The sequence below is a fragment of the Rhizomicrobium sp. genome, from assembly GCA_037200385.1.
Taxonomy (GTDB): domain Bacteria; phylum Pseudomonadota; class Alphaproteobacteria; order Micropepsales; family Micropepsaceae; genus Rhizomicrobium.
The window spans coordinates 697201-719152 of sequence record JBBCGL010000001.1 but is presented as its reverse complement, the minus strand read 5'-3'; the positions used below and the strand labels follow the sequence as shown (position 1 = coordinate 719152).

At 66.7% G+C, this 21952-nt stretch carries 22 protein-coding genes; 17 read left to right on the top strand and 5 right to left on the bottom strand.

Annotated elements, in window-relative coordinates; genetic code table 11:
- Positions 1-129 precede the first annotated feature (129 nt).
- Positions 130-1089, top strand: a complete 960-nt coding sequence (locus WDM91_03330; protein ID MEI9993604.1) for an acetyl-CoA carboxylase carboxyltransferase subunit alpha — start codon at positions 130-132, stop codon at positions 1087-1089.
- Between the two features lie 31 nt (positions 1090-1120).
- Here the strand turns inward: WDM91_03330 and WDM91_03325 are convergent, their stop codons facing one another.
- The 3 genes from WDM91_03325 to secA form a co-directional block, all read right to left on the bottom strand.
- Positions 1121-2269, bottom strand: coding sequence for an epoxide hydrolase family protein (locus WDM91_03325; protein MEI9993603.1), 1149 nt, complete (start codon positions 2267-2269; stop codon positions 1121-1123).
- A 75-nt stretch (positions 2270-2344) separates the two neighbouring features.
- Complete coding sequence (locus tag WDM91_03320) at positions 2345-3280, bottom strand: magnesium transporter CorA family protein (GenBank protein MEI9993602.1); 936 nt, start codon at positions 3278-3280, stop codon at positions 2345-2347.
- A 45-nt stretch (positions 3281-3325) separates the two neighbouring features.
- Positions 3326-6109 (bottom strand): preprotein translocase subunit SecA, encoded by a 2784-nt coding sequence (secA, locus tag WDM91_03315; protein ID MEI9993601.1) that lies wholly within the window; start codon positions 6107-6109, stop codon positions 3326-3328.
- A 144-nt stretch (positions 6110-6253) separates the two neighbouring features.
- On the opposite strand from secA, the gene argJ reads away from it, so the two are divergent.
- From argJ to WDM91_03295, 4 genes are all read left to right on the top strand, one after another.
- Positions 6254-7537 carry a bifunctional glutamate N-acetyltransferase/amino-acid acetyltransferase ArgJ gene (argJ, locus tag WDM91_03310; GenBank protein ID MEI9993600.1) on the top strand — a complete coding sequence of 428 codons (1284 nt, stop codon included), beginning with the start codon at positions 6254-6256 and terminating at the stop codon, positions 7535-7537.
- Position 7538: 1 nt separating this feature from the next.
- A complete protein-coding gene (locus WDM91_03305; protein ID MEI9993599.1) occupies positions 7539-8378 on the top strand; it encodes an alpha/beta hydrolase in 840 nt (279 codons plus the stop codon).
- Between the two features lie 78 nt (positions 8379-8456).
- Positions 8457-8870, top strand: coding sequence for a (deoxy)nucleoside triphosphate pyrophosphohydrolase (locus WDM91_03300; GenBank protein MEI9993598.1), 414 nt, complete (start codon positions 8457-8459; stop codon positions 8868-8870).
- The gene (locus WDM91_03295) at positions 8786-9016 is read left to right on the top strand and encodes a Flp family type IVb pilin (GenBank protein ID MEI9993597.1); all 231 of its coding nucleotides are present in this window, start codon (positions 8786-8788) and stop codon (positions 9014-9016) included. Before WDM91_03300 ends, WDM91_03295 begins: the two co-directional genes overlap by 85 nt.
- A 7-nt stretch (positions 9017-9023) precedes the next feature.
- Here WDM91_03295 and WDM91_03290 read toward each other — a convergent pair whose 3' ends face one another.
- Positions 9024-9788: a methyltransferase domain-containing protein gene (locus WDM91_03290; protein ID MEI9993596.1), complete on the bottom strand. Its 765-nt coding sequence runs from the start codon at positions 9786-9788 to the stop codon at positions 9024-9026.
- A 17-nt stretch (positions 9789-9805) separates the two neighbouring features.
- On the opposite strand from WDM91_03290, the gene WDM91_03285 reads away from it, so the two are divergent.
- The 4 genes from WDM91_03285 (at position 9806) to WDM91_03270 (ending at position 12280) form a co-directional block, all read left to right on the top strand.
- Positions 9806-10573 (top strand): ComF family protein, encoded by a 768-nt coding sequence (locus tag WDM91_03285; GenBank protein ID MEI9993595.1) that lies wholly within the window; start codon positions 9806-9808, stop codon positions 10571-10573.
- A gap of 33 nt (positions 10574-10606) precedes the next feature.
- Entirely contained in the window at positions 10607-10864 is a 258-nt protein-coding gene (grxC, locus tag WDM91_03280; GenBank protein ID MEI9993594.1) for a glutaredoxin 3, read from the top strand.
- A 21-nt stretch (positions 10865-10885) separates the two neighbouring features.
- Positions 10886-11707 carry a carbon-nitrogen hydrolase family protein gene (locus WDM91_03275; protein MEI9993593.1) on the top strand — a complete coding sequence of 274 codons (822 nt, stop codon included), beginning with the start codon at positions 10886-10888 and terminating at the stop codon, positions 11705-11707.
- A gap of 156 nt (positions 11708-11863) precedes the next feature.
- Entirely contained in the window at positions 11864-12280 is a 417-nt protein-coding gene (locus WDM91_03270; protein MEI9993592.1) for a DUF1178 family protein, read from the top strand.
- A 3-nt stretch (positions 12281-12283) separates the two neighbouring features.
- Here WDM91_03270 and ubiG read toward each other — a convergent pair whose 3' ends face one another.
- Positions 12284-13009: a bifunctional 2-polyprenyl-6-hydroxyphenol methylase/3-demethylubiquinol 3-O-methyltransferase UbiG gene (gene ubiG / locus WDM91_03265; GenBank protein ID MEI9993591.1), complete on the bottom strand. Its 726-nt coding sequence runs from the start codon at positions 13007-13009 to the stop codon at positions 12284-12286.
- Here ubiG and WDM91_03260 point away from each other — a divergent pair.
- From WDM91_03260 to WDM91_03225, 8 genes are all read left to right on the top strand, one after another.
- Positions 12987-14267: a hypothetical protein gene (locus WDM91_03260; protein MEI9993590.1), complete on the top strand. Its 1281-nt coding sequence runs from the start codon at positions 12987-12989 to the stop codon at positions 14265-14267. The two genes, ubiG and WDM91_03260, sit on opposite strands and share 23 nt — an antisense overlap.
- Before the next feature lie 98 nt (positions 14268-14365).
- Positions 14366-15613: an aspartate kinase gene (locus WDM91_03255; protein ID MEI9993589.1), complete on the top strand. Its 1248-nt coding sequence runs from the start codon at positions 14366-14368 to the stop codon at positions 15611-15613.
- Positions 15614-15768: 155 nt separating this feature from the next.
- Positions 15769-18024 carry a phosphoenolpyruvate--protein phosphotransferase gene (gene ptsP / locus WDM91_03250; GenBank protein ID MEI9993588.1) on the top strand — a complete coding sequence of 752 codons (2256 nt, stop codon included), beginning with the start codon at positions 15769-15771 and terminating at the stop codon, positions 18022-18024.
- Positions 18025-18132: 108 nt separating this feature from the next.
- On the top strand, positions 18133-18417 hold the full coding sequence (locus WDM91_03245; GenBank protein MEI9993587.1) for a hypothetical protein: 285 nt from the start codon (positions 18133-18135) through the stop codon (positions 18415-18417).
- Positions 18418-18522: 105 nt separating this feature from the next.
- Positions 18523-19518: a RodZ domain-containing protein gene (locus WDM91_03240; protein MEI9993586.1), complete on the top strand. Its 996-nt coding sequence runs from the start codon at positions 18523-18525 to the stop codon at positions 19516-19518.
- Positions 19515-20654, top strand: a complete 1140-nt coding sequence (gene ispG, locus WDM91_03235; protein MEI9993585.1) for a flavodoxin-dependent (E)-4-hydroxy-3-methylbut-2-enyl-diphosphate synthase — start codon at positions 19515-19517, stop codon at positions 20652-20654. The genes WDM91_03240 and ispG overlap by 4 nt, the downstream gene beginning before the upstream one ends.
- A gap of 16 nt (positions 20655-20670) precedes the next feature.
- Entirely contained in the window at positions 20671-21111 is a 441-nt protein-coding gene (locus tag WDM91_03230) for a nucleoside deaminase (protein MEI9993584.1), read from the top strand.
- Complete coding sequence (locus WDM91_03225; protein ID MEI9993583.1) at positions 21084-21839, top strand: hypothetical protein; 756 nt, start codon at positions 21084-21086, stop codon at positions 21837-21839. Before WDM91_03230 ends, WDM91_03225 begins: the two co-directional genes overlap by 28 nt.
- Positions 21840-21952 lie beyond the last annotated feature (113 nt).

Sequence of the window (21952 nt, the reverse complement as noted above, 5' to 3'; positions counted from 1 at the left end):
GTTCCCGGCGTTACAAACCATAAGACGATGCGCCCACTGGATTTGTGACCACAAATCCGCATATCAGGGATGGACCACGGCCGAGCCGGGCGGAAAACCCCTGTTTTCCGCCATTTTCATCGGGAACCCATGCACACCTATCTCGACTTCGAACGTCCCATCTCCGAGCTGGAGGGCAAGATCGTCGAGCTGCGCAAGCTCGCCGAGGAAGACCCGGCGATGCAGATCGACGCCGAGGTCGGCCGCCTGCAGACCCGTGCCGATGGCCTGATCAAGGACACCTACGCCAAGCTCTCGCCATGGCAGAAGGTCCAGGTTGCACGCCATCCCGGCCGTCCGCACTTCTCCGATTATGCGCGTGGTCTGTTCGACGAGTTCACGCCGCTCGCCGGCGACCGCAGCTTCGGCGACGACCATGCCATCGTCGCAGCGCTGGCGCGCTTCCGCGGCCGCGCCGTGGCGGTGCTCGGCCATGAGAAGGGCAACGACACCAAGTCGCGCCTGAAGCACAATTTCGGCATGGCGATGCCGGAGGGCTACCGCAAATCCGAGCGCCTGTTCCAGATGGCCGACCGCTTCGGCCTGCCGGTGATCAGCCTGGTCGACACGTCGGGCGCCTATAGCGGCGTCGCGGCGGAGGAGCGCGGCCAGTCCGAGGCCATCGCGCGCTCGACCCAGGCCGGCCTCGAGATCCGGGTGCCATTCGTTTCGACCATCATCGGGGAGGGCGGCTCGGGCGGCGCGCTCGCCATCGCCACGGCGAACCGCGTGCTGATGCTGGAGCACTCGGTCTATTCGGTGATCTCGCCCGAGGGCTGCGCCTCGATCCTGTGGCGCAAGCCGGAGAAGGCGCAGGACGCCGCCGCCGCGATGCGGATCTCGGCGCAGGACTGCCTGCAGCTCAAGGTGATCGACGCGATCATTCCCGAGCCCGTGGGCGGCGCCCATCGCGCGCCGGACGAGGCCATCCTCAATGTCGGCGAGCAGATCGCCCGCGCCATCGCCGAGATGGACCGCGTGCCGGGCGACGAATTGCGCAACGAACGCCGCGAGAAATATCTCGCGATGGGAAGAAATCTTCTCGCCTGATCCAACCTCCCCACGGCGCGGGGAGGTGGCTTCATCCCAGTCCTCTCGCAAATCCCCTGATGCTCGCCACCAGGTCGTCCGGCCGTTCCAGCGCCGCGAAGTGGCCGCCCTCCTCGAACTGGTCCCAGCGCGCCACGTTCATCGAGCGCTCCACCTGGCTTCGCGGCGGAAAGGGGATGAGGTCGACCGGAAACGCCGCGATCCCCGTCGGCTTGGTCAACCGCGCGCCCTGCGGCAGCGGGTTCAGGAATACCTCCTCGGCGCGGCCGCGATACATCCAGGTCGCGGTATTGAAGGTCCGCGTCACCAGATAGATCATCACATTGGTCAGCAGCTGGTCCTTCGTATAGGCATTCTCGAAGCCCTTGCGCGTGTCGGACCAGCCGTGGAATTTCTCCACGATCCAGGCGGCGACGCCCACCGGCGAATCCATCATCCCGTAGGACAGCGTCTGCGGCTTGGTCGTCTGCTCGAGGAAATAGGCGCCCTCGGCCTGGAACAGCGCGCCGGCCTTGGCGGCGAACGCCTTCTCCTCCTCGCTCTGCGGCGCCACGCCGGGCGAGAACCAGCCCATCATGTTGAGATGCGCCGCGCGGCAGCCCTTGCCCTCATAGGACATGTAGGCCGAGATCGAGCTGCCCCAGTCGCCGCCCTGCGCGATGTAGTTCGGCAGGCCCAGCACCTCGGTCATCAGCGTGTCGAACAGCGCCGCCGTGCGCCGCGGCCCGATCGGGCGCCCGGGCTTGCCCGACCAGCCATAGCCGGGCAGGGACGGCACCACGACGGTGAAGGCGTCCTTCTCGTCGCCACCATGCCGTTCGGGATGCGCCAGCGTGTCGATGATGTGCTGGAATTCGAACACCGAACCCGGCCAGCCATGGCTGAGGATCAGCGGCTTCGGCGCCGCGCCCGATCCCGTCTCGCGGTAGAAATGCAGGTCGATATCCTCGACCGCCGCGCTGAACTGCGGAAAGCGGTTCAGCGCCGCCTCGGCCTTGCGCCAGTCATAGCCGGAGGTCCAGTAGGCACACAGCTCCCGCAGGAAATCGAGATTGGCGCCATAGGCCCAGCTGCCCTCGAGGCCATCGCCGCGCGGCATCTCATGCCATTCATAGGCGCGGACTTTGGCAAGGATCGCATCGAGCGTCGCTTGCGGCACTTCGATCTGGAACGGTTTCATGGCGGCCTCCCGGGATGCCGCATGTTGGTCCGGCGCGGGCGAAACGGGAAGGGGCTCCGCCGCGTCAGCCCCGCCTTACCACCAACCGCGCCATTTGAACCAGGCGATCGGGATGAGCGTGCTCAGCAGGATGACGCCCCAGCCGAACGCATAGCCATAGGTCCAGCCCAGCTCCGGCATGTTGTGGAAGTTCATGCCGTAGACGCCGGCGAAGAAGGTCGGCGGGATGCCGACGATCGAGGCGATGGTCAGCACCTTGAAGATGTCGTTCTGCTCGGTGTTGATGAAACCCAGCGTCGCGTCGAGCAGGAATTGCACCTTGTCCGTCAGGTGGGTCTCGAAATCGTCGAGCGACTGGACGTCTGCGGCGGCGGTTTTCAGCCGCGCCGCGATGTCGTCGCCGATCCAGCTCTTGGCGCGGTCGAGGACGAAGGGGATCGCCCGCTGCAGCGCCAGCAGGGTCTCGCGCAGCTCGGAGAGCCGCTCCTCCATGTCGCCCAGATGGACCAGGGTCTCGCGCAGCATCTGCGCCTTGCGCTTGACGTCGCGGCGCCCCTGCACGGTGCGGTGGAAGACCTTGCCGGAGCAGGCACGGGTGTCGGCCTTGATGGTCTCCAATTTGTCGGCGCTGTAGTCCACGATCGCCTCGACGATCTCGGCGAAGACCTGCGCCGCGCTGTAGTCGGTCTTGCTCTGCGATATCCGCTCGCCGACCTTGTGGAAGGTATGCAGTTCGTCGAACCGCACGCTGACCAGCAGCTTGGGCGTCAGCACGAAGCCGATCGGCGCGGAGACCGGCTCCTGGCCGGGATGATAGGGCGTGATCGGCAGGCTGAGCGTCAGGATGTCGCCGCTGGCCTGCATCCGGCTCGAGGTCTCGATCTCGTCGAGCGCGGCACGGGTGGGGATGTGCAGGCCGCAGAACTCGCGCGCGTCCTCGATCTCCTGCTGCGTCGGATCGTGCAAGTCGATCCAGACGGCCTCGCCGTCCTGCTTGTAGTCATGCCGCATGGTGCGAATGCCCTGGAGCGCAATGGGTCGCCATGCCTGCGGCGGTCAAACAAGCGCTCCGTGGCAATGCTTGAATTTGCGGCCCGAGCCGCAGGGGCAGGGGGCGTTGCGCTGCACCTTGCCCCAGGTCTTGGGATCGTTGGGGTCGACCGGCACCTCGCGGTCGCGGAACACGGCGCGCGGCCCTTGCGCCGGCGGTGGTTGGTTGGCGAATTCGTCCTCGCCGGTCAGCGGGTCGATATGCGACGCGCGCATCGAGAGCGGCGACGGATCGACCAGTTCCGGCGGCGGCTCACTCTGGATCTGCACATGCATGATCTGGCGGATCACTTCGGTGCGCATCTTGCCGAGCAGGCTCTCGAACAGCGCGAAGGCTTCGCTCTTGTACTCGATCAGCGGGTCACGCTGGCCGATGCCGCGCAGGCCGACATACTGGCGCAGATGATCGAGATGGATGATGTGCTCGCGCCAGTCGTGGTCGAGAGTCTGCAGCAGGATCGCCTTCTCGGCATAGCGCATCATGTCGCTGCCGATCTCCGCCGCCCTGGCCGCGGCGCGCTTGTCGACCGCGCTCTGGATGCGCTCGCGCACCTCTTCGTCGGCGATGCCTTCTTCCTTGGTCCAGTCGACGATGGGCAGGTCGACGCCGAAGATCCGCGCGATCTCGTCGTGCAGGCCGGCCGCGTCCCACTGCTCGGCATAGGCGCGCTCGGGGATGTGGCTGGCGACGAGATCGCCGACCACTTCGGCGCGGAACTCGGCGATCTGGTCGCTCACGTCGTCCGCCGACATGATCTCGCGGCGCTGCTCGAAGATCACCTTGCGCTGGTCGTTGAGCACGTTGTCGTATTTGAGGATGTTCTTGCGGATCTCGAAGTTGCGCGCCTCGACCTTCTGCTGTGCCTTCTCCAGCGCCTTGTTGACCCAGGGATGGGCGATCGCCTCGCCCTTCTCCAGGCCCAGTCGCGTCAGGATCGTGTCCATCTGCTGCGAGCCGAAGATGCGCATCAGGTCGTCCTGCAGCGACAGGAAGAACTTCGACGCGCCCGGATCGCCCTGGCGGCCCGAACGGCCGCGCAGCTGGTTGTCGATGCGGCGGCTTTCGTGCCGCTCGGTGCCGATGATGTAGAGCCCGCCGGCTGCCAGCACTTTGTCCTTGTCCGTCCTGACTTCCGCGCGGATCTGGTCGGTGCGGCGCGCCAGCTCGTTTTCGTCGACGATGCCGCCGAGCTCGGTGCGGATGCGCATCTCGGCATTGCCGCCGAGCTGGATGTCGGTGCCGCGGCCCGCCATGTTGGTGGCGATGGTGACCGCGCCCGGCACGCCGGCCTGCGCCACGATGGCCGCTTCCTGCTCGTGATAGCGCGCGTTCAGCACATAGTGCTGGATCTTGCGCTTCTTCATCAGCTCGGACAGCTGCTCGGACTTCTCGATCGAGGTCGTGCCGACCAGCACCGGCTGGCCCTTGACGCGGCATTCCTCGACCAGCTTGACGATCGCGTCGTTCTTCTCGTCGGCGGTGCGATAGACCTCGTCATCGGCGTCCTTGCGCTGCACCGGCACGTTGGTCGGCACTTCCATGACGTCGAGATTGTAGATGTCCATGAATTCGGCAGCCTCGGTCAGCGCCGTGCCGGTCATGCCCGCCAGCTTGTCGTAGAGCCGGAAATAGTTCTGGAAGGTGATCGAGGCGAGCGTCACGTTCTCGGGCTGGACCTCGACATGCTCCTTGGCTTCCAGCGCCTGGTGCAGCCCTTCGGAGTAGCGCCGCCCTTCCATCATGCGGCCGGTGAATTCGTCGATGATGACGATCTTGCCGTCCTTGACGATGTAGTCGCGATCCTTCTGGAAGATCGTGTGCGCCTTCAGCGCCTGGTTCACGTGATGCACGACCGAGATGTTCTCGATGTCGTAGAGGTCGCCGGTCTCCAGCAGGCCCGCGCCGCGCAGCAGCTCGACCATGTGCTCGTTGCCCGCCTCGGTCAGCGTCACCTGGCGCGACTTCTCGTCGAGCTCATAGTCGCCCTTGTCCTCGAGCTCCTCCTTGCCGTCGCGGTTCTTGATCTTCTTGGTGCCGGGACGGCGGAGAGAGGGGATCATCGCATCGACCGCGACATACATGGCCGTCAGGTCGTCGGTCGGGCCGGAGATGATCAGCGGCGTGCGCGCCTCGTCGACCAGGATCGAGTCCACCTCGTCGACGATCGCATAGGAATGGCCGCGCTGGCTCATCGTCGCGATCGAATACTTCATGTTGTCGCGCAGATAGTCGAAGCCGAACTCGTTGTTCGTGCCGTAGGTCACGTCGGCATTGTAGGCCTGCTTGCGCTCCTCGTCGGTCAGGCCGTGCACGATGCAGCCGACCGAGAGGCCGAGGAAGCGGTAGACCTGGCCCATCCACTCGGCGTCGCGCTTGGCGAGATAGTCGTTCACCGTCACGACATGCACGCCCTCGCCGGCCAGCGCGTTCAGGTAGACGGGCAAGGTGGCGACCAGGGTCTTGCCTTCGCCGGTCTTCATCTCGGCGATGTTGCCGCCGTGCAGCACCATGCCGCCGATCAGCTGCACGTCGAAATGCCGCTGGCCCAGCGTCCGCTTGGCCGCCTCGCGGACGGTCGCGAAGGCTTCCGGCAGCAGGTCCTCCAGCGTCTCGCCCTTGGCCAGCCGTTCCCGGAAATGGGCGGTCATTGCCCGCAGCTGGTCGTCGGTCTTGGGGACGAATTGCGGCTCGAGCGCGTTGATCTCGGCCACTTTGGCCTTGAATTGCCTGATCTTCCGCTCGTTGGACGAGCCGAAGATGCGCTGTGCGATGCCGCTGAAACCCAGCATGAAATCCTCTTAACAAAGCCGGAAAAGGCGGGCGCGCCCTGCCGAACCGGCAAGGCAGCCGCGCGGGAGAGATAAGAACGGCTCACCCCCTTGTCAAATCAGGCGTTTCGGGTCACATGCGCGCCCGATTTGGAGGCAGGTTCCATGGCGAAGGGCAAGGCGTCCGTAGCGGCCAAGGCGGCCAAAGCCTCCGCAGGTCATGCCGTTTCGCCTCTGGCGCCCAAGAGCATTGCGAGCCTGCCTCCGCTGGCGGGCGTCCGGCTGGCGACCGGCGAGGCCGGGATCCGCTACAAAGACCGCACCGACGTCCTGCTCGCGGTGTTTGCCGAGGGCACCCAGGTTGCCGGCGTCTTCACGAAATCCCGTACCGCGTCCGCCCCTGTGGACTGGTGCAGGGCGGGCCTCGCAGGCGCCGGCGCCCGTGCCCTGGTGGTCAACAGTGGCAACGCCAACGCCTTCACCGGCAAGGCCGGCATGGAGGGCGCGCGCCAAGTCGCCGAATCCGCCGCCGCCATCGTCGGCTGCAAGCCGGGCGAGGTCTTCCTCGCCTCGACGGGCGTCATCGGCGAACCGCTGCCGGCCGGCCGCATCACCCGGATTCTCGGCCCGTTGGCAGAAGCGGGCGCCGCGGGCGGCTGGCGTGCCGCGGCCGAGGCGATCATGACGACGGACACCTACCCCAAGCTTGCCACGGCGCAGGCCACCATCGACGGCAAACGCGTGACGATCAACGGCATCGCCAAGGGCTCGGGAATGATCGCGCCCGACATGGCGACGATGCTGTCCTTCGTCTTCACCGACGCGAAGCTTCCGGCTTCCGTGCTGCAGGACCTGCTGACCGCCGGCGTGTCGACCTCGTTCAATGCGATCACCGTCGACAGCGACACCTCGACCAGCGATACGCTGCTCCTGTTCGCAACCGGCAAGGGCGCGGCGCATCCCGCGATCGCCAAAGCGTCCGACAAGCGGCTGAACGAATTCCGCCGGGCGCTCGACAAGGTCCTGCTCGATCTGGCGCTCCAGGTGGTGCGCGACGGCGAGGGCGCGCAGAAGCTCATCCGCATCGACGTGACGGGCGCCGAGTCCGACGGCTCGGCCAAGCGTATCGCGCTCGCCATCGCGAACTCGCCGCTGGTGAAGACCGCCATCGCGGGCGAGGACGCCAATTGGGGTCGCATCGTGATGGCCGTCGGCAAGGCCGGCGAACCCGCCGACCGCGACAAGCTCAAGATCAGCTTCGGCACCCAAGTCGTCGCCGAGGCTGGCGCGCGCGCCGCGAAATACAACGAAGCTGCCGCGACCAAGGCGGTGAAGGGCCGGGAGGTCGAGATCGCGGTCGACCTGGGCCTCGGCAAGGGCAAGTCGCGCGTCTGGACCTGCGACCTCACCCATGGCTACATCGATATCAATGGCAGCTATCGCAGCTGAGATGGACACGCAGCGCGACATCGTCTTTGCCGATGCCGGCAAACGGCCGTTGGCGCTCGATATCTATCGTCGCTCCGGGGCCGCAAACGGCGCCGCCGTCCTGTTGCTTCATGGCGGCGCCTGGGCGCGCGGCAGCAAGACGATGCTGGCGCCGCACGCCCAGGCACTCGCCGCGCAGGGATTCGTCGCCGTCGCATCCGAATACCGGCTGGTCGGCGAGGCGCGCTTTCCGGCGCAGATCCACGACGTGAAACGGGCGCTCAGATGGATGCGTTCGCACGCCGCCGAACTCGGTTTCGATCCGGACAAGCTTTGCCTGGAAGGCCATTCCGCCGGCGGTCATCTGGCGCTGCTCGCGGCCGGCAGCGGCGACGACGAACGGCTCGACCCGCCCGAGGGCGCGGGCGGCATCTCCGCCGCCGTGGCGGCCGTCGCGGCGATCTATCCGCCGGTGCTCTTTTATCTCGGCGACGCAAGGCCATCGGGCGGCGTCCCGGCGGCGGTGCTGCCCGGCGCGGAGATTTCCGCCGGCATGGCCGCGCTCGCCAGCCCCATCGCGCATGTCGGACCCGGCCTGCCGCCGGTCATGCTGCTGCACGGCGACGCCGACAGGATCGTTCCGGTCGACACGTCGCGCGCCTACGAAGCGCGCGTGCGCGAAGCCGGCGGCAAGGTCGATCTGCATCTCTTCGCCGGCTTTCCGCATGGCTTCGCCAATCATCCAAAGGTGGTGCCGCAGGTCATGACGATGATCGGCGATTTCTTCCGCCGCACGGTTGTCGAGCCGGAGGCCTATGTGTTCGGACCTTCACGGTTCGAACGCGCAGCCGCCCAGGGCTGAGCGCCGGTGGAATTTGCGTTCGACCTCCGTCAAAACCGCTGATAAATCTTAATCCAACCTTAGGGCTGGGCGGAGATCATGGAACGCATGGGTGCGAGGCTCGTTCTGGTGGTCGCCTGCGCGCTGATCGATCCGGACGGCCGCGTTCTCATCGCGCAGCGGTCGCCACAGAAAGCGATGGCAGGACTATGGGAATTTCCGGGCGGAAAGGTCGAGCCGGGCGAGCGGCCCGAAGAGGCGCTGATCCGCGAGCTCGCCGAGGAATTGGGAATCATGGTCAAGGAGCCATGTCTCGCGCCCTTCACCTTCGCCTCGCACGCCTACCCGGATTTCCAGCTCCTGATGCCGCTCTATGTCTGCCGCCGCTGGGAGGGGATCGCGGTGCCGCGCGAGCACAGCGCGCTCAAATGGGTGCTGCCGCGGGAGCTGACGCAATATCCGATGCCGGCGGCCGACCTGCCGCTCATCCCCATGCTGCGCGATCTGCTCTGAGCCGGCTTGCGGCCGACGCGAGCGGTGCCACGGCGATCGAATATGCCATGATCGCGAGCATCATCTCGATCGTGATCTTCACCGCCGTTAGCGCCATCGGCACCAGCCTGACGACCTTCTTCCAGAACCTCTCGAACGCGTTCTAGCCGGGGCTCAGCTCTTGCGCGCGCCCAGCACGTCGGCCAGCCGGGCCGTCGCGCTGCCGGGCTTCAGCGGCGTCTGCTGGCTCGCATGCGGCGCCCAGCCGGTCAGGTAGACGATCTCGAAGGTGGCGCGCAGCCGTCCGTCGGGATCGGTGAAATGCTCCGCATAGTGCGCCCAGGCGGCGGCGAGCAGGGCGCGGGGCATCGGCTTGCGCGACCGCTCCACCAGCGCATTGGTCTCGCCCATCGCGCGCAGGTCGCGCACCAGCCCGCCGAAATCGCGATAGCGCACGACGGTCCGCTCCACATCGGCAACGGGCAGCGCGAAGCCGGCGCGCTGCAGCAGGCCGCCGAGCTCGCGCACGTCGGCGAAGGGCGCCACCCGCGGACTGACGCCGCCCAGCACCGCGATCTCGGCCGCTGCCAGGGACTGGCGCAATTCGGTCAAGGTCTCGCCGCCGAACAGGGCGCCCAGGAACAGTCCATCGGGCCGGAGCGCGCGTCGCACCTGCACCAGCACGCCCGGCAGGTCGTTGACCGCATGCAAGGCAAGGGCGCTGGTCACGAGGTCGAGCGACTCCGGCGCCGCCGCAAAATTTTCCGCGCCGTCGAGCGCCAGCTCCGTCCGCGCCGCGAAGCCGCGCAGCACGCCGCCGAGCCGTTCGGCGAGCCCGGCTTCCGCTTCGCGCAGCAGGAACGCGTCGCCGCCGATCCGCCGCGCCCGTTCACGGTGCAGCGCGAGCGCCTTGGAATCGAATATGCGCGGAACGTCCATTGCGCTAGTCTAGCGCCATGAGCGGGGGATTGCAGGGCGGCCTCAAGCGCGCGGCACGGGCCGCCCTCGACCTCGTCTTCCCGCCGATGTGCATCGCCTGCCGCACCCAGGTCGCCGAGCCTGGGGCGCTCTGTGCCAAGTGCTGGCAGGACGTGCGCTTCCTCGAAGGGCCGATGTGCGGCTGCTGCGGCCTGCCGTTCGATTTCGACATGGGCGGCGAGACGCTGTGCGCCGCCTGCCACGCCGACCCGCCCGCCTTCGACAAGGCCCGCGCCGTCATGCGCTACGATGCGGCGAGCCGCGGCCCGCTTCTGGCCTTCAAGCACGGCGATCGCCTCGATCTCGTTCCGGGCTTTTCGCGCTGGCTGGAGCGCGGCGGGCGCGCTCTGCTCGACGAGGCCGATCTGATCCTGCCGGTTCCGCTGCATCCGGGGCGCTTGTGGTCGCGGCGCTACAACCAGTCGGCGGAACTCGCGCGCGCCTTGGCCCGCCTGAGCGGCAAGACCGCCGACCTTTTCGCCTTGCGCCGGGCCCGTGCCACGCCCAGCCAGGGCGCCATGACCTCGGCCAAGGCGCGGCGGCGCAACATGTTGGGGGCGTTCAAGATTCCGCCCCGCCACAAATCGGCCATCGCCGGGCGTAATATCCTGCTGGTCGACGACGTGCTGACCACGGGCGCGACCGTCGAAGCCTGCGCCCGTGCGCTAAAGCGCGCAGGCGCGGCGAAAGTGCTGGTTTTGGCGCTCGCCCGCGTTGTCCGGTCGCGTGCCGGCGATATGATGTAACTGTCACGGAAAGGTGCTGCCGAGTCGCCCGCGATGTCCAACGTCAAGATCTACACCACCCCGATCTGTCCCTATTGCGTGCGCGCCAAGGCGCTGCTCAAGAAGAAGGGCGCGACCTTCGACGAGATCGACGTCTTCATGGATTCCGATGCGCGCCGCGAGATGGAAGCCAAGAGCGAAGGCCGCCGCACCGTGCCGCAGATTTTCATCGGCGAGAAACATGTCGGCGGCTGCGACGACCTGTACGCACTCGAAAGCCAGGGCAAGCTCGACCCGCTTCTGGCGAGCTGACATCCGCGCTATCATCGCCGCATGACCGCTTTCAAAGCCGCCTGCGTCCAGCTCCGCTCCTCCGACGATATCGCGGAGAACGTCCGTACGACCTCCGCCTTCATCCGCGAGGCACATGGGCAGGGTGCGCAGTTCGTCGCCACGCCCGAGAACACCACGCTCATGGCGCCCGACGGCGGCGCCAAGCTGGCGCAGAGCTATGACGAGGCGCACGATCCGGCCCTCCCGGCCTTCGCCGCGCTGGCGGAGGAGCTCGGCATCTGGCTGCTGATCGGTTCGCTGGCGATCAAGGTCAGCGAGACCAAGACCGCCAACCGCCAGTTCCTGATCGATCCCAAGGGCCGCGTCACGGCGCGCTACAGCAAGATCCATCTGTTCGACGTCGACCTGCCCTCGGGCGAGAAATACCGCGAGTCGAATACCGTTGCGGGCGGCGACGAAGCGGTGCTCGCAGACACGCCCTGGGGCAGGATCGGTCTGTCGATCTGCTACGACATGCGCTTCCCGCAACTTTACCGCGCCCTGGCGCAGAAGGGTGCATTCCTGCTCACCGCCCCGTCCGCCTTCACCGAGACCACCGGCAAGGCCCATTGGCATGTGCTGCTGCGCGCCCGCGCCATCGAGAACGGCGCGTTCGTCGTCGCGCCGGCGCAAGGCGGCACGCACGCCAATGGCCGCAAGACCTATGGCCACTCGCTGATCGTCGCGCCGTGGGGCGAAGTGCTGGCCGAAGCGGGCACCGAGCCGGGCATCATCGTCGCGCAGATCGATCCGGCGGCGGTGGTCGACGCCCGTAGCCGGGTGCCGAACCTGCAGCACGACCGGCCGTTCCGCGGCCCTTAGCCGCCCGATCCCTCACGCCCTTCCCCAGCCGATGGCACCATCTTGGTTAATACGGACGGGCAGGACGCGTGGACGCGGATTGCGAATTGTCCGTCCCATTTGCGAATCCGTCGTATAAAGTGCTTTGAGGAGCGGAACCGGCAAAAAGGCTTGCGCGTGATCGTCTACAATCTCCGGTGCAGGAATGCCCATGAGTTCGAAGGCTGGTTCCGCGACTCCGCCGCCTATGACGCGCAGTCCCGGACCGGCAAGCTGACCTGTCCGGTCTGCGATTCCCGCAAGGTCGAGAAGGCGATCATGGCGCCGGCGGTCTCGGTGGCCGCCAGGAAATCGACCATCACCGCCGACGAAGCCAAGAAGATGCGCCAGTTCATGACGGGCCTGCGGAAATACGTGCAGCAGAACGCCGACTATGTCGGCCCGAACTTCGCCGAAGAGGCGCGCAAGATCCACTATGGCGAGGCCGAGGAACGCCATATCTACGGCGAAGCGTCGCTCGAGGAAGCCAAGGAGCTGGTGGAGGAGGGCGTCGACGTCGCCCCGCTGCCGCCCGATCTCGACGGCGTCAACTGAGCGCTAGCGTCCCGCCACGACCATGTAGTTGACGTCTACATCGTCGGACAAGTGCCAGTCCCAATTGAGCGGATCGAATGCCACGCCCTGTGTTTTTAGCGGGTTGAGCCCCGCACCTTCAAGCAGCCTCCGGAGTTCCGCCGGCGCGACGAACTTGTTCCAGTCATGCGTGCCCGGCGGCAGCCAGCGCAACACGTACTCCGCCCCGATCTTGGCCAGTGCCAGCGATTTGAGCGTCCTGTTCAGCGTCGCCACGATCGTCAGGCCGCCGGGCTTCACAAGCCTCGCGCAGGCCTGGAGATAGGCCTTGAGGTCCGCGACGTGCTCGACGACCTCCATGTTGAGGACCACGTCGAACGCCGCACCCTCCGCTTCCAGCGCCTCGGCGGATGCCGCGCGATAAGTGATCGGCAGCGTCCCGGCATGCGCCCTGGCGGTGCCGATGTTCTTCTCGGAGGGATCGACCCCGGTCACCGCAAAGCCCAGCCGCGCCATCGGCTCGCACAGCAGCCCGCCGCCGCAGCCGATATCGAGCAGGGCGAGCCCCGCGAAGGCCTTCAGCCCGGTGCGCCCGAAATGCGCCGCCGCCGTATCGCGAATGAACTGGAGCCGCACCGGGTTGAACTTGTGCAGCGGCGCGAACTTGCCCGCCGGGTCCCACCATTCCGCCGCCATGGCGGAGAATTTGGCGACTTCGGCGGGATCGATGGTGGCGTCGGTCAGGGTCATGGGCATCTTCATACGCCCGGCACGGGTGTGCCGGCGAGGGGCAGAAGACTCGCCCACAGGACCTTTATCTGCAAGGAATCATGATAGTATTCATATAGAAATCATCCAATTTCATGTTTTTTGTATAAGTATTACTCGGATATTTGGAGGAAATATGAAGTTGTCACGCATATTTTCAGCAGCCGTAATTACAATTTTATTGAGTCTGACGGTGCCGGTCGATCGCGCCGCCGCGGGGTTTGGCGTCGGGCTGACGGTCAGTATCCATATCATACCGACCAACGATCCCGGACGCTTCAATCTGCAGATCGACGGCGTGAACCGCGCTGTCTCCGTCGGCAATGGCGGCACGACAGGCTCGGTCAGCATGTCTATGGGCACGCATGGCGTTTCCGTCACGCCGGGAACCGGCAGCGGGACCAATCTCGCCCAGTACACGATTATGGTCGGCGGGGACTGCGGTCCGGGCGGCACCGTGCTTCTCGGCTTTGGCCAGCATAGGACCTGTATCGTCACCGCCGTCAGAAAACCGCTCTGGACCCACGGCACATGGACCAGGGGGCCCGGCACCTACAGCTTTTCCGTCTGCGCCTATGGCACGCAATGCGACCTCATCGCGACGGCCGGCCAGGCCATTCCCGTCAAGGCGGAGGCATGGGGCGCCGGCGGCGGAGGCGGAGGCGGGGGGGAAGCAAACCACCAGGGCGGCAGCGGTGGCAATGGCGGCGGCGGTGGAGGCGGCGGCGGATATGCGACGACCACAACCACGATCGTCGTCCCCAACGGCGGTGGCACCCAGTATTACACCGTCCATGTCGGCGCCGGCGGTCACGGCGGAGCAAAAGCCGACCCGGCGGCCGGCCGCGACGGCGGAACGGGCGGGAACAGCGACGCCCAGCTCGGCTCTGGCCAATATCTCTATGCAACAGGCGGCACGGGCGGCAAATCGGGGAAGCCCGGCAGTAACGGAACGTTCGGTGGCATCGGCTTCCCCGGCAGCGGCGATTTCGACAACTGGGCCGGGACGGCCGGCTACCCTGGCGCCCCCGGATTGATATGTACCGGCGGCGGCGAAGGGCTTGGCGGTGCAGGCGGCGGGCCCGGCAGGACGGGGCCCGGATACATCAACGAGGGCGGCGTTGGCGGCCATGGCGGCTATCTCAACAAAGGCCTTATTTCCTGCAACAAGCACGGCACGGATTATCTGCTGGCGCCGGGCGCGCCGGGAGGCAACGGAAAGGTGACGTTCACCTGGTGACACGCGCGTGACGGAACGGACGCGCGATCATTCCGCGCGTTGAGCATTGCAACGTCGCCGTCTATGTATCGCGCGGAAACCCGCGCACACTCAGGCACATGGCGAAGATTGCGATGAAATTCGGCGGCACCTCGGTGGCCGACCTGGACCGCATCCGCCATGTCGCCCAACTGGTGAAGCGCGAACGCGATCGCGGCAACCAGGTGGCCGTCGTGGTTTCCGCCATGGCCGGCGAGACCAACAAGCTCGTCGCCTGGTGCAACGACATCGCCAGGGCGCCCGGCTCCAACGCGCCCGCGGTGCCCGACCCGCGCGAATACGACGTCATCGTCGCCTCCGGCGAGCAGGTGACCAGCGGTCTCCTCGCCGTCGCGCTTGGCGCCATCGGGGTCCCGGCACGGTCCTGGATGGGCTGGCAGATCCCCATGCGCACCTCGGCCGTGCACGGTTCGGCCCGCATCGAGGGCATGGACGGCGACCTGATGAACGAAAGCCTCGCCCGTGGCGAGGTCGCGGTCGTCGCCGGCTTCCAGGGCGTCGCGCCGCATGACCGCATCTCGACGCTGGGCCGCGGCGGCTCGGACACCTCGGCGGTGGCGGTGGCGGCGGGGCTGAACGCCGACCGCTGCGACATCTACACCGACGTCGACGGCGTCTACACCACCGATCCGCGCATCGTGCCGAAGGCGCGGCGGCTGGAGAAGATCAGCTTCGAGGAGATGCTCGAAATGGCATCGCTGGGCGCCAAGGTCCTGCAGACCCGCTCGGTCGAGATCGCCATGCTTCACCGCGTTCCCACCCGCGTGCTGTCGACCTTCGACCCCGACGCGGGCGGAACGCTTCTCTGTGACGAGGACGAAATCGTGGAAAAGAAACCGGTCACCGGCATCGCCTATAGCCGCGACGAGGCGAAGATCACCCTCCTGAAGATCCCCGACCGGCCCGGCATCGCGGCGGCGATCTTCGGACCGCTGGCGGATGCCGGCGTCAATGTCGACATGATCGTCCAGAACGTGTCGGAGGACGGCAAGAAGACCGATCTCACCTTCACCGTCACCCGCGGCGAACTGCAGCGCGCCCTGGCCTCGATCGAGAAGGCGGCCGAGCAGATCGGCTATCGCGAACTGCTGCACGACGCGAATGTCGCGAAGGTCTCGATCATCGGGATCGGCATGCGGGCGCATCCCGGCGTCGCCCAGACCATGTTCCGCACCTTGTCGGAGAAGGGGATCAACATCCAGGTGATCTCGACGAGCGAGATCAAGGTGTCGGTCCTGATCGCCGAGGAGTATGTCGAGCTCGCCGTGCGCGCGCTGCACTCGGCGTATGAATTGGATGTGGCGTAGATGAAGAGCCCGGCGCCCGGCAGCTCCTCCCCCGTCATGACGGGGGAGGGAGACCATTGCGAAGCGATGGTGGAGGGGGAGTTGGCCCCCTCCGTCTCAGCGCTGCGCGCCGAGCCACCTCCCCCGCTTTGCGGGGGAGGATCGGGAGCGCCCTGATGCCCGTCTCCGGCGGTCCGCGCCTGCTGCTGCGCAAGCTGCGCGAGATCATGGCCGAGCAGACGAGCGCGCAGACCCGCCTCGACAAGCTGGTCACCGTGATCGCGACCAATATGGTCGCCGAGGTCTGTTCGATCTATCTGCGCCGCGCCGGCAAGGCGCTCGAGCTCTTCGCCACCGAGGGCCTCAACCGCGCCGCCGTGCATACCACGCGGATGAAGGAAGGCGAGGGCCTGGTCGGCCTGGTCGCCCAGACCGCCGAGCCGGTGAACCTCTCCGATGCGCCGTCGGATCCCCACTTCTCCTACCGCCCGGAGACCGGCGAGGATCCCTACAAGTCGTTCCTGGGCGTGCCGATCGTGCGCGGCGGCCAGGTGTTCGGCGTGCTCACCGTGCAGAACCGCGCCGCGGTTCTCTATTCGGAAGAAGAGGTCGAGGCGCTGCAGACCGTCTCGATGGTGCTGGCCGAGGTCGTGGCGCAAGGCGGCCTGTTCCGTATCACAGAGCTCGACGAGCCCGAGCTGCGCGCCGACCGCCCGCGCACCTTCACGGGCGAGGGCCTGGCCGAAGGCGTCGGCATCGGCCGCGTCGTGCTCCACGAGCCGCGCGTCAAGGTCGAGAAGATGATCGCCGACGACACGCAGGAGGAGCTCACGCGGCTCGAAGAGGCGATCGGCAAGCTGCGCGACGCCGTCGACGAGATGCTCGAGTCCAGCGAGCTCGATCTCACCGGCGAGGGCAGGGAGGTCATCGAGGCCTATCGGCTCTTCGCCCACGACCAGGGCTGGCGCCAGCGCATGCGCGACGCGGTGCGCACCGGCCTCACCGCCGAGGCCGCGGTCGAGCGTGTCCAGGACGAGATGCGGGTGCGCGTCCAGCGCCTGGACGATCCGGTGCTGCGCGAAAGGCTGCACGATCTCGACGATCTCGCGCGCCGCCTGCTGCGGCATCTCTCGGGCGAGATCGGCGCGCAGGAACTGCCGCTCAACGCCGTCATCATCGCCCGCGCCATGGGTCCGGCTGAGCTGCTCGATTACGGCCGCGAACGCCTCGTCGGCCTGGTGCTGGAGGACGCCGCCTCCACCAGCCATGTCTCGATCGTCGCGCGCTCGATGGGCCTGCCGCTGATCGGTTCGGTCGAGGGCATCTCCGATTCCGCGCGCGGCGGCGACCTGATCGCGCTCGACGGCGAGACCGGCGAGCTGCACCTGCGGCCGCAGCCCGAGATCGTCGCCGCCTTCGAGGCCAAGCGCGCCCTGCGCGAACAGGTCCAGGCGCGCTTCGCCGCGCTGCGCGACCTGCCCGCCATCACCAAGGACGGCGTGCCGATCCAGCTGATGATGAATGCCGGCCTCAAGCTCGACATGCCGCATCTGGCGGAATCGGGCGCCGACGGTATCGGCCTGTTCCGCACCGAGCTGCAATTCATGATCGGCGAGACCATGCCGCGGCTGGCGGACCAGGTGGAATTCTACCGCGCCATCATCGACGCCGCCGGCGACAAGCCCGTGGTCTTCCGCACGCTCGACCTGGGCGGCGACAAGGTGCTGCCTTATGCGCGCTGGGAGCGGGAGGAGAATCCGGCGCTGGGCTGGCGCGCCATCCGCATCGCGCTCGATCGCCCTGCGCTGTTGCGCTACCAGGTGCGCGCGCTGTTGATGGCGTCCGCCGGCGGCACGCTGCGCATCCTGTTGCCCATGGTCTCGAATGTCGACGAGTTCAATCGCGCCCGCGCCCTGATCGACCGCGAGACCGAACGCGCCCGGCTCCTGGGCATCGAACGGCCGCGCCAGGTCCTGGTCGGCGCGATGCTGGAAGTCCCTTCGCTCGCCTTCATGCTGCCGCAGCTCATGCGTTCGGCCGATTTCGTCTCCATCGGCTCCAACGATCTTCTGTCCTTCGTCTTCGCGGTCGACCGGACCAATCCGCGCGTTTCGCGGCGCTACGACGTGCTCAATCCGGCCGCGCTCTACCTGATCCGCCTGATCGTGAACTCGGCCGCGGAGGCGCATGGCGAGTTGTCGCTGTGCGGCGAAATGGCCGGTCGTCCGCTGGATGCCATGGCCTTGCTTGGCTTGGGGCTTCGCACGCTTTCCATGCATCCGGCGAACATCGGTCCGATCAAGGCGATGATCCGCAGCATGAATCTCAGCGAAGTCACGCCGTTCGTGGACAAGCTCTGCGGCCGGACCGACCATAGCCTGCGCACAAGGCTGGCGGCGTTCGCGGCGGAGCGCGGTATCGCGCTAAAGTGAACGGCCGCCCGTGACATTGTGTTCGGCAGGGTTGTGTCCGCAACCGGCGGCTGCCACAATCCGGCATCCGTTTTTCAAGGGGCACCCATGCGTCGTGCAGTCGCGATAATGTTTCTGGCCGCCAGCTTGCTTGTTCCGCTGGGCGGCGCGCTGGCCGATGGTGACGGCGCGCCCGCGGCGCAGACCGATGGTGCCGCGCCCGTGGCCCAGACCGCCGCACCGAGTGATGCAGCCGCGGACGACAACGCCCTTGTCTGCCGCTCCGAAAGCGCGACGGGATCGATGCTCACCAAGCGCACCTGTCACAAACGGCGGGAATGGGAGAGCATGCGGAACCTGCGGCAGAACGTGGACAAGCTGAAGACCATCAGCGCCACGGAGAACGGCCGCTAACCGGGTCGGCACCGGCTTTTCCGGGAGCGCCGGACCGGGCCCGGCTGCGGCCGTCTCAAAGATTTGGCTGGCAGGTGTGCGGCGCAGCGGATATTGGTTGCCCGGATGACCAAAGTGACACGCCTCACCGTGGACGACGGCGGCAATATCAAGACTCGCCGCATCCATCTGCGCGAAATCTCCGGCGACAGCGATACGCCGCTGGAGACCGTCGGCCAGGATCTGCGCGCCGCAAGGCTGCGCCGGGGCGACGACCTGGCGACCGTGTCGAAACACCTGAAAATCCGCAAGGATCATCTGGAGGCGATCGAGGAAGACCGCCTCGACGTGCTGCCCGGCCGCACCTACGCCGTCGGGTTCGTCCGCTCCTATGCCGATTATCTCGGTCTCGACACGGCACAGTGCCTGGAACGCTTCAAGGCCGAAATCGCTGGCCGCTCCGATGCCGACGTCGCCCAGCCGGTGACCGTCATCGACGAGGACGATCAGCGTCGCCTGCCGCAAGGCTGGAAGATCATCGCCGCCGTCGTCGTCGCCCTGATGGCGTATGGCGCCTATTACGTCCTCTCCTCCAGTGCGATGCTGTCCGCGCCCGTGGCGGCCCCGCCGGAGCAGGTCGCACCCAAGCCGGTGGTGGCGCGGGTGCCGCCGCCGGCCATGGCACCGCCGGCACAGCCCACCACGCCGCCGGCCAGCCCCGCGCCCCAGGGCGTCGCGGGCCAGCAGGCTCCGGCCGCCGCCAGCCCCGCAACCGGTGCGCCGCCCGTACCGGCCGTTGCGGCGCCGCTCCCGCCGGGCAAGATTTACGGCCAGAACAATCGCGGCGCCCGCGTGGTGCTGCGCGTCCACCAGACGACACGCGTCCTCGTCCAGGGCGAAGACGGCATGGTCTATATCAACCGCACGCTGCAGCCGGGCGACACCTATCAGGTGCCCAATGTGGTCGGCCTTGCGCTGACAGCGGCCAACGCCAATGCGGTCGAGGTCGATCTCGACGGCGAATCGAAGGGCTTCGCGGGCAAGGATCCCGGCGTGGTCGAAGCCCTGTCGCTCGATCCGCAGTCCATCGTCGACCGGCAAAACGGAGGTCCGGCACAATGAGCGTACGCGCCTATCGCGACATCCATCGTCGCAAGTCCCGCCAGATCATGGTCGGCAAGGTGCCGGTCGGCGGCGACGCCCCGATCAGCGTGCAGACCATGACCAACACCGTCACCGGCGACGCGCGCGCCACCATCGACCAGATCCGCGCCATCGAAGAGGCCGGCGCCGACATCGTGCGCGTCTCGTGCCCCGACGAGGACGCGACCAAGGCGATGCGCGCGATCACCCGCGCCGCCAACATCCCGGTCGTCGCCGACATCCACTTCCACTACAAGCGCGCCATCGAGGCCGCCGTCGCCGGCGCCGCCTGCCTGCGCATCAATCCGGGCAATATCGGCTCGGCCGCGCGGGTGAAGGAAGTCGTCCAGGCCGCCAAGGACCATGGCTGCTCGATGCGCATCGGCGTCAACGCCGGCTCCCTCGAGAAGGAGCTGCTCGAGAAATACGGCGAGCCGTGCCCCGAGGCGATGGTCGAGAGCGCGCTGAACCATGCCAAGATTTTGGACGACCTCGATTTCCGCGAATACAAGATCTCGGTGAAGGCGTCGGACGCCTTCCTCGCCGTCGCGGCGTACCAGCAGCTTGCCGACGCCGTCGACTGCCCGATCCATCTGGGCATCACCGAAGCGGGCGGCATGATCTCCGGAACGGTGAAATCCTCCATCGGCATGGGCATGCTGCTGTGGAGCGGCATCGGCGACACCATCCGCGTCTCGCTCTCCGCCGATCCGGTCGAGGAAGTCCGCGTCGGCTTCGACATCCTCAAGAGCCTGAACCTGCGCCATCGCGGCGTGAACATCGTCTCGTGCCCGAGCTGCGCCCGCCAGGGCTTCAACGTCATCGAGACGGTCAAGACGCTCGAGGACCGCCTCAAGCACATCGCGACGCCGATGTCGCTCTCGATCATCGGCTGCGTCGTGAACGGCCCGGGCGAGGCGCGCGAGACCGATCTCGCCTTCACCGGCGGCGGCGCCGGCAAGGGGCACGGTCAGATCTATCTCAACGGCAAGCCGGCCTACCGCCTCGACAACGAGAAGCTGGTCGAGCACGTCGTCGAGCTCTGCGAGAAGAAGGCCGCCGAGATCGAAGCCGCCCGCGGCAACGCCGAACCGGCGCTCGAGCCGGCGCAGTGACCATGGCAGGATTGCCGTGAGCGACGGCGATTTCCTCGACCTGGCGCTGCAGGAAGCGCGGGCGAGCTTCGATCAAGGCGGTATCCCCATAGGTTCGGTTCTCGTACGGGCCGGAGATGTCATCGGGCACGGCCACAATCAGCGCGTCCAGCTCGGCGACGCAATCGCGCATGGCGAAATGGACTGCATTCGAAATGCCGGACGCCAGCGGACCTACAAGGATACCGCCATTTACACGACGCTTAGCCCCTGTATGATGTGCTCCGGCACGATCGTGCAGTTCGGCATTCCCCGCGTCGTCATTGGCGAGAATGTCACCTTCGGCGGCAATGAGGACTTTCTTCGCTCGCGCGGCGTGGAGGTCGTTATTCTGGGTGACTCGCGATGCATCGATCTGATGCGGACATTCCAGCAAAAATATCCTCGAATTTGGAACGAGGACATCGGGGCCGACTGAAGCTCCTTATTAAGCGCAGCCTTCCGCTCGACGATGATGAAGTCGATGAATACATCGCGGCGTGGAAGCAGCTGCTCGACGCCAAGGATGCTGCCGAGCCTCGCGAGCCGCAGCGGCATTCGGAGGCCAAAGGCGCGACCGAGCCCCACGAACTGCAGCGCCGGCTGTTCGACCACATGTACGGCAATCTGGATGTGCTGGACAACAAGACGAACTCGCTGATCCAGATGACGGGGATACTCGTCGCCGCCTATGCCGTCATACTGGACAAGCTGCATCTCGACATCGTCGCCGCGCAGTATATCACGCTCGGTGTTTGCTACGCCGCGTATGCGATTCTGCTGTGCCTCAAGGTCATTTGGGTGCACTGGTCCTCGCGGGACGACCTCGAAGACGCGCACGAGCACATGGCCTCGCTCATTCGCGTCCGCACAGCGCGCACCGTAGAATTTCGCCGGGCATGGACATTCTCTGCGATCAGTCTCGTTTCGCTCGTCGTGCTGCTTCTATATGCCGTGGCTCAGCGCCCCGACGTCAGCAAAGCGACGCCCGCCTTCATCGCCTCGGCCTACCCGCTCGTCGTGTACGCGCCCTACCTGGCCTTGGTCCATCTGATCGCCGTTTACGCCTACGACAACCTTCTCATAGGCTACCGGAGGCGTCCCGGGCAGCCCGCAATTGCGGCGAAACCGCCTCATCCGGCACGCCAAAGGCGCTTGCCGCGCTGACCGGAGGGCGCACCGGGCTCGAAACCCTTGAGAGGCGCTGGCGCGACGTGATAGCCGAGTGCCCGTATGCCGCGTCCGCACCTCGCCGGATGCGGTCTCATTCGTACAGGCGC

What these genes read in the sequence shown, in the direction of transcription:
- WDM91_03290 (MEI9993596.1), bottom strand. Translation starts at nt 9,788, where the DNA reads ATGGACGTTCCGCGCATATTCGATTCCAAGGCGCTCGCGCTGCACCGT.
- argJ (MEI9993600.1), top strand. Translation starts at nt 6,254, where the DNA reads ATGGCGAAGGGCAAGGCGTCCGTAGCGGCCAAGGCGGCCAAAGCCTCC.
- WDM91_03330 (MEI9993604.1), top strand. Translation starts at nt 130, where the DNA reads ATGCACACCTATCTCGACTTCGAACGTCCCATCTCCGAGCTGGAGGGC.
- WDM91_03305 (MEI9993599.1), top strand. Translation starts at nt 7,539, where the DNA reads ATGGACACGCAGCGCGACATCGTCTTTGCCGATGCCGGCAAACGGCCG.
- WDM91_03255 (MEI9993589.1), top strand. Translation starts at nt 14,366, where the DNA reads ATGGCGAAGATTGCGATGAAATTCGGCGGCACCTCGGTGGCCGACCTG.
- WDM91_03300 (MEI9993598.1), top strand. Translation starts at nt 8,457, where the DNA reads ATGGAACGCATGGGTGCGAGGCTCGTTCTGGTGGTCGCCTGCGCGCTG.
- WDM91_03320 (MEI9993602.1), bottom strand. Translation starts at nt 3,280, where the DNA reads ATGCGGCATGACTACAAGCAGGACGGCGAGGCCGTCTGGATCGACTTG.
- ubiG (MEI9993591.1), bottom strand. Translation starts at nt 13,009, where the DNA reads ATGACCCTGACCGACGCCACCATCGATCCCGCCGAAGTCGCCAAATTC.
- ptsP (MEI9993588.1), top strand. Translation starts at nt 15,769, where the DNA reads ATGCCCGTCTCCGGCGGTCCGCGCCTGCTGCTGCGCAAGCTGCGCGAG.
- WDM91_03285 (MEI9993595.1), top strand. Translation starts at nt 9,806, where the DNA reads ATGAGCGGGGGATTGCAGGGCGGCCTCAAGCGCGCGGCACGGGCCGCC.
- WDM91_03260 (MEI9993590.1), top strand. Translation starts at nt 12,987, where the DNA reads ATGGTGGCGTCGGTCAGGGTCATGGGCATCTTCATACGCCCGGCACGG.
- WDM91_03325 (MEI9993603.1), bottom strand. Translation starts at nt 2,269, where the DNA reads ATGAAACCGTTCCAGATCGAAGTGCCGCAAGCGACGCTCGATGCGATC.
- grxC (MEI9993594.1), top strand. Translation starts at nt 10,607, where the DNA reads ATGTCCAACGTCAAGATCTACACCACCCCGATCTGTCCCTATTGCGTG.
- WDM91_03245 (MEI9993587.1), top strand. Translation starts at nt 18,133, where the DNA reads ATGTTTCTGGCCGCCAGCTTGCTTGTTCCGCTGGGCGGCGCGCTGGCC.
- WDM91_03240 (MEI9993586.1), top strand. Translation starts at nt 18,523, where the DNA reads ATGACCAAAGTGACACGCCTCACCGTGGACGACGGCGGCAATATCAAG.
- WDM91_03295 (MEI9993597.1), top strand. Translation starts at nt 8,786, where the DNA reads ATGGGTGCTGCCGCGGGAGCTGACGCAATATCCGATGCCGGCGGCCGA.
- ispG (MEI9993585.1), top strand. Translation starts at nt 19,515, where the DNA reads ATGAGCGTACGCGCCTATCGCGACATCCATCGTCGCAAGTCCCGCCAG.
- WDM91_03275 (MEI9993593.1), top strand. Translation starts at nt 10,886, where the DNA reads ATGACCGCTTTCAAAGCCGCCTGCGTCCAGCTCCGCTCCTCCGACGAT.
- secA (MEI9993601.1), bottom strand. Translation starts at nt 6,109, where the DNA reads ATGCTGGGTTTCAGCGGCATCGCACAGCGCATCTTCGGCTCGTCCAAC.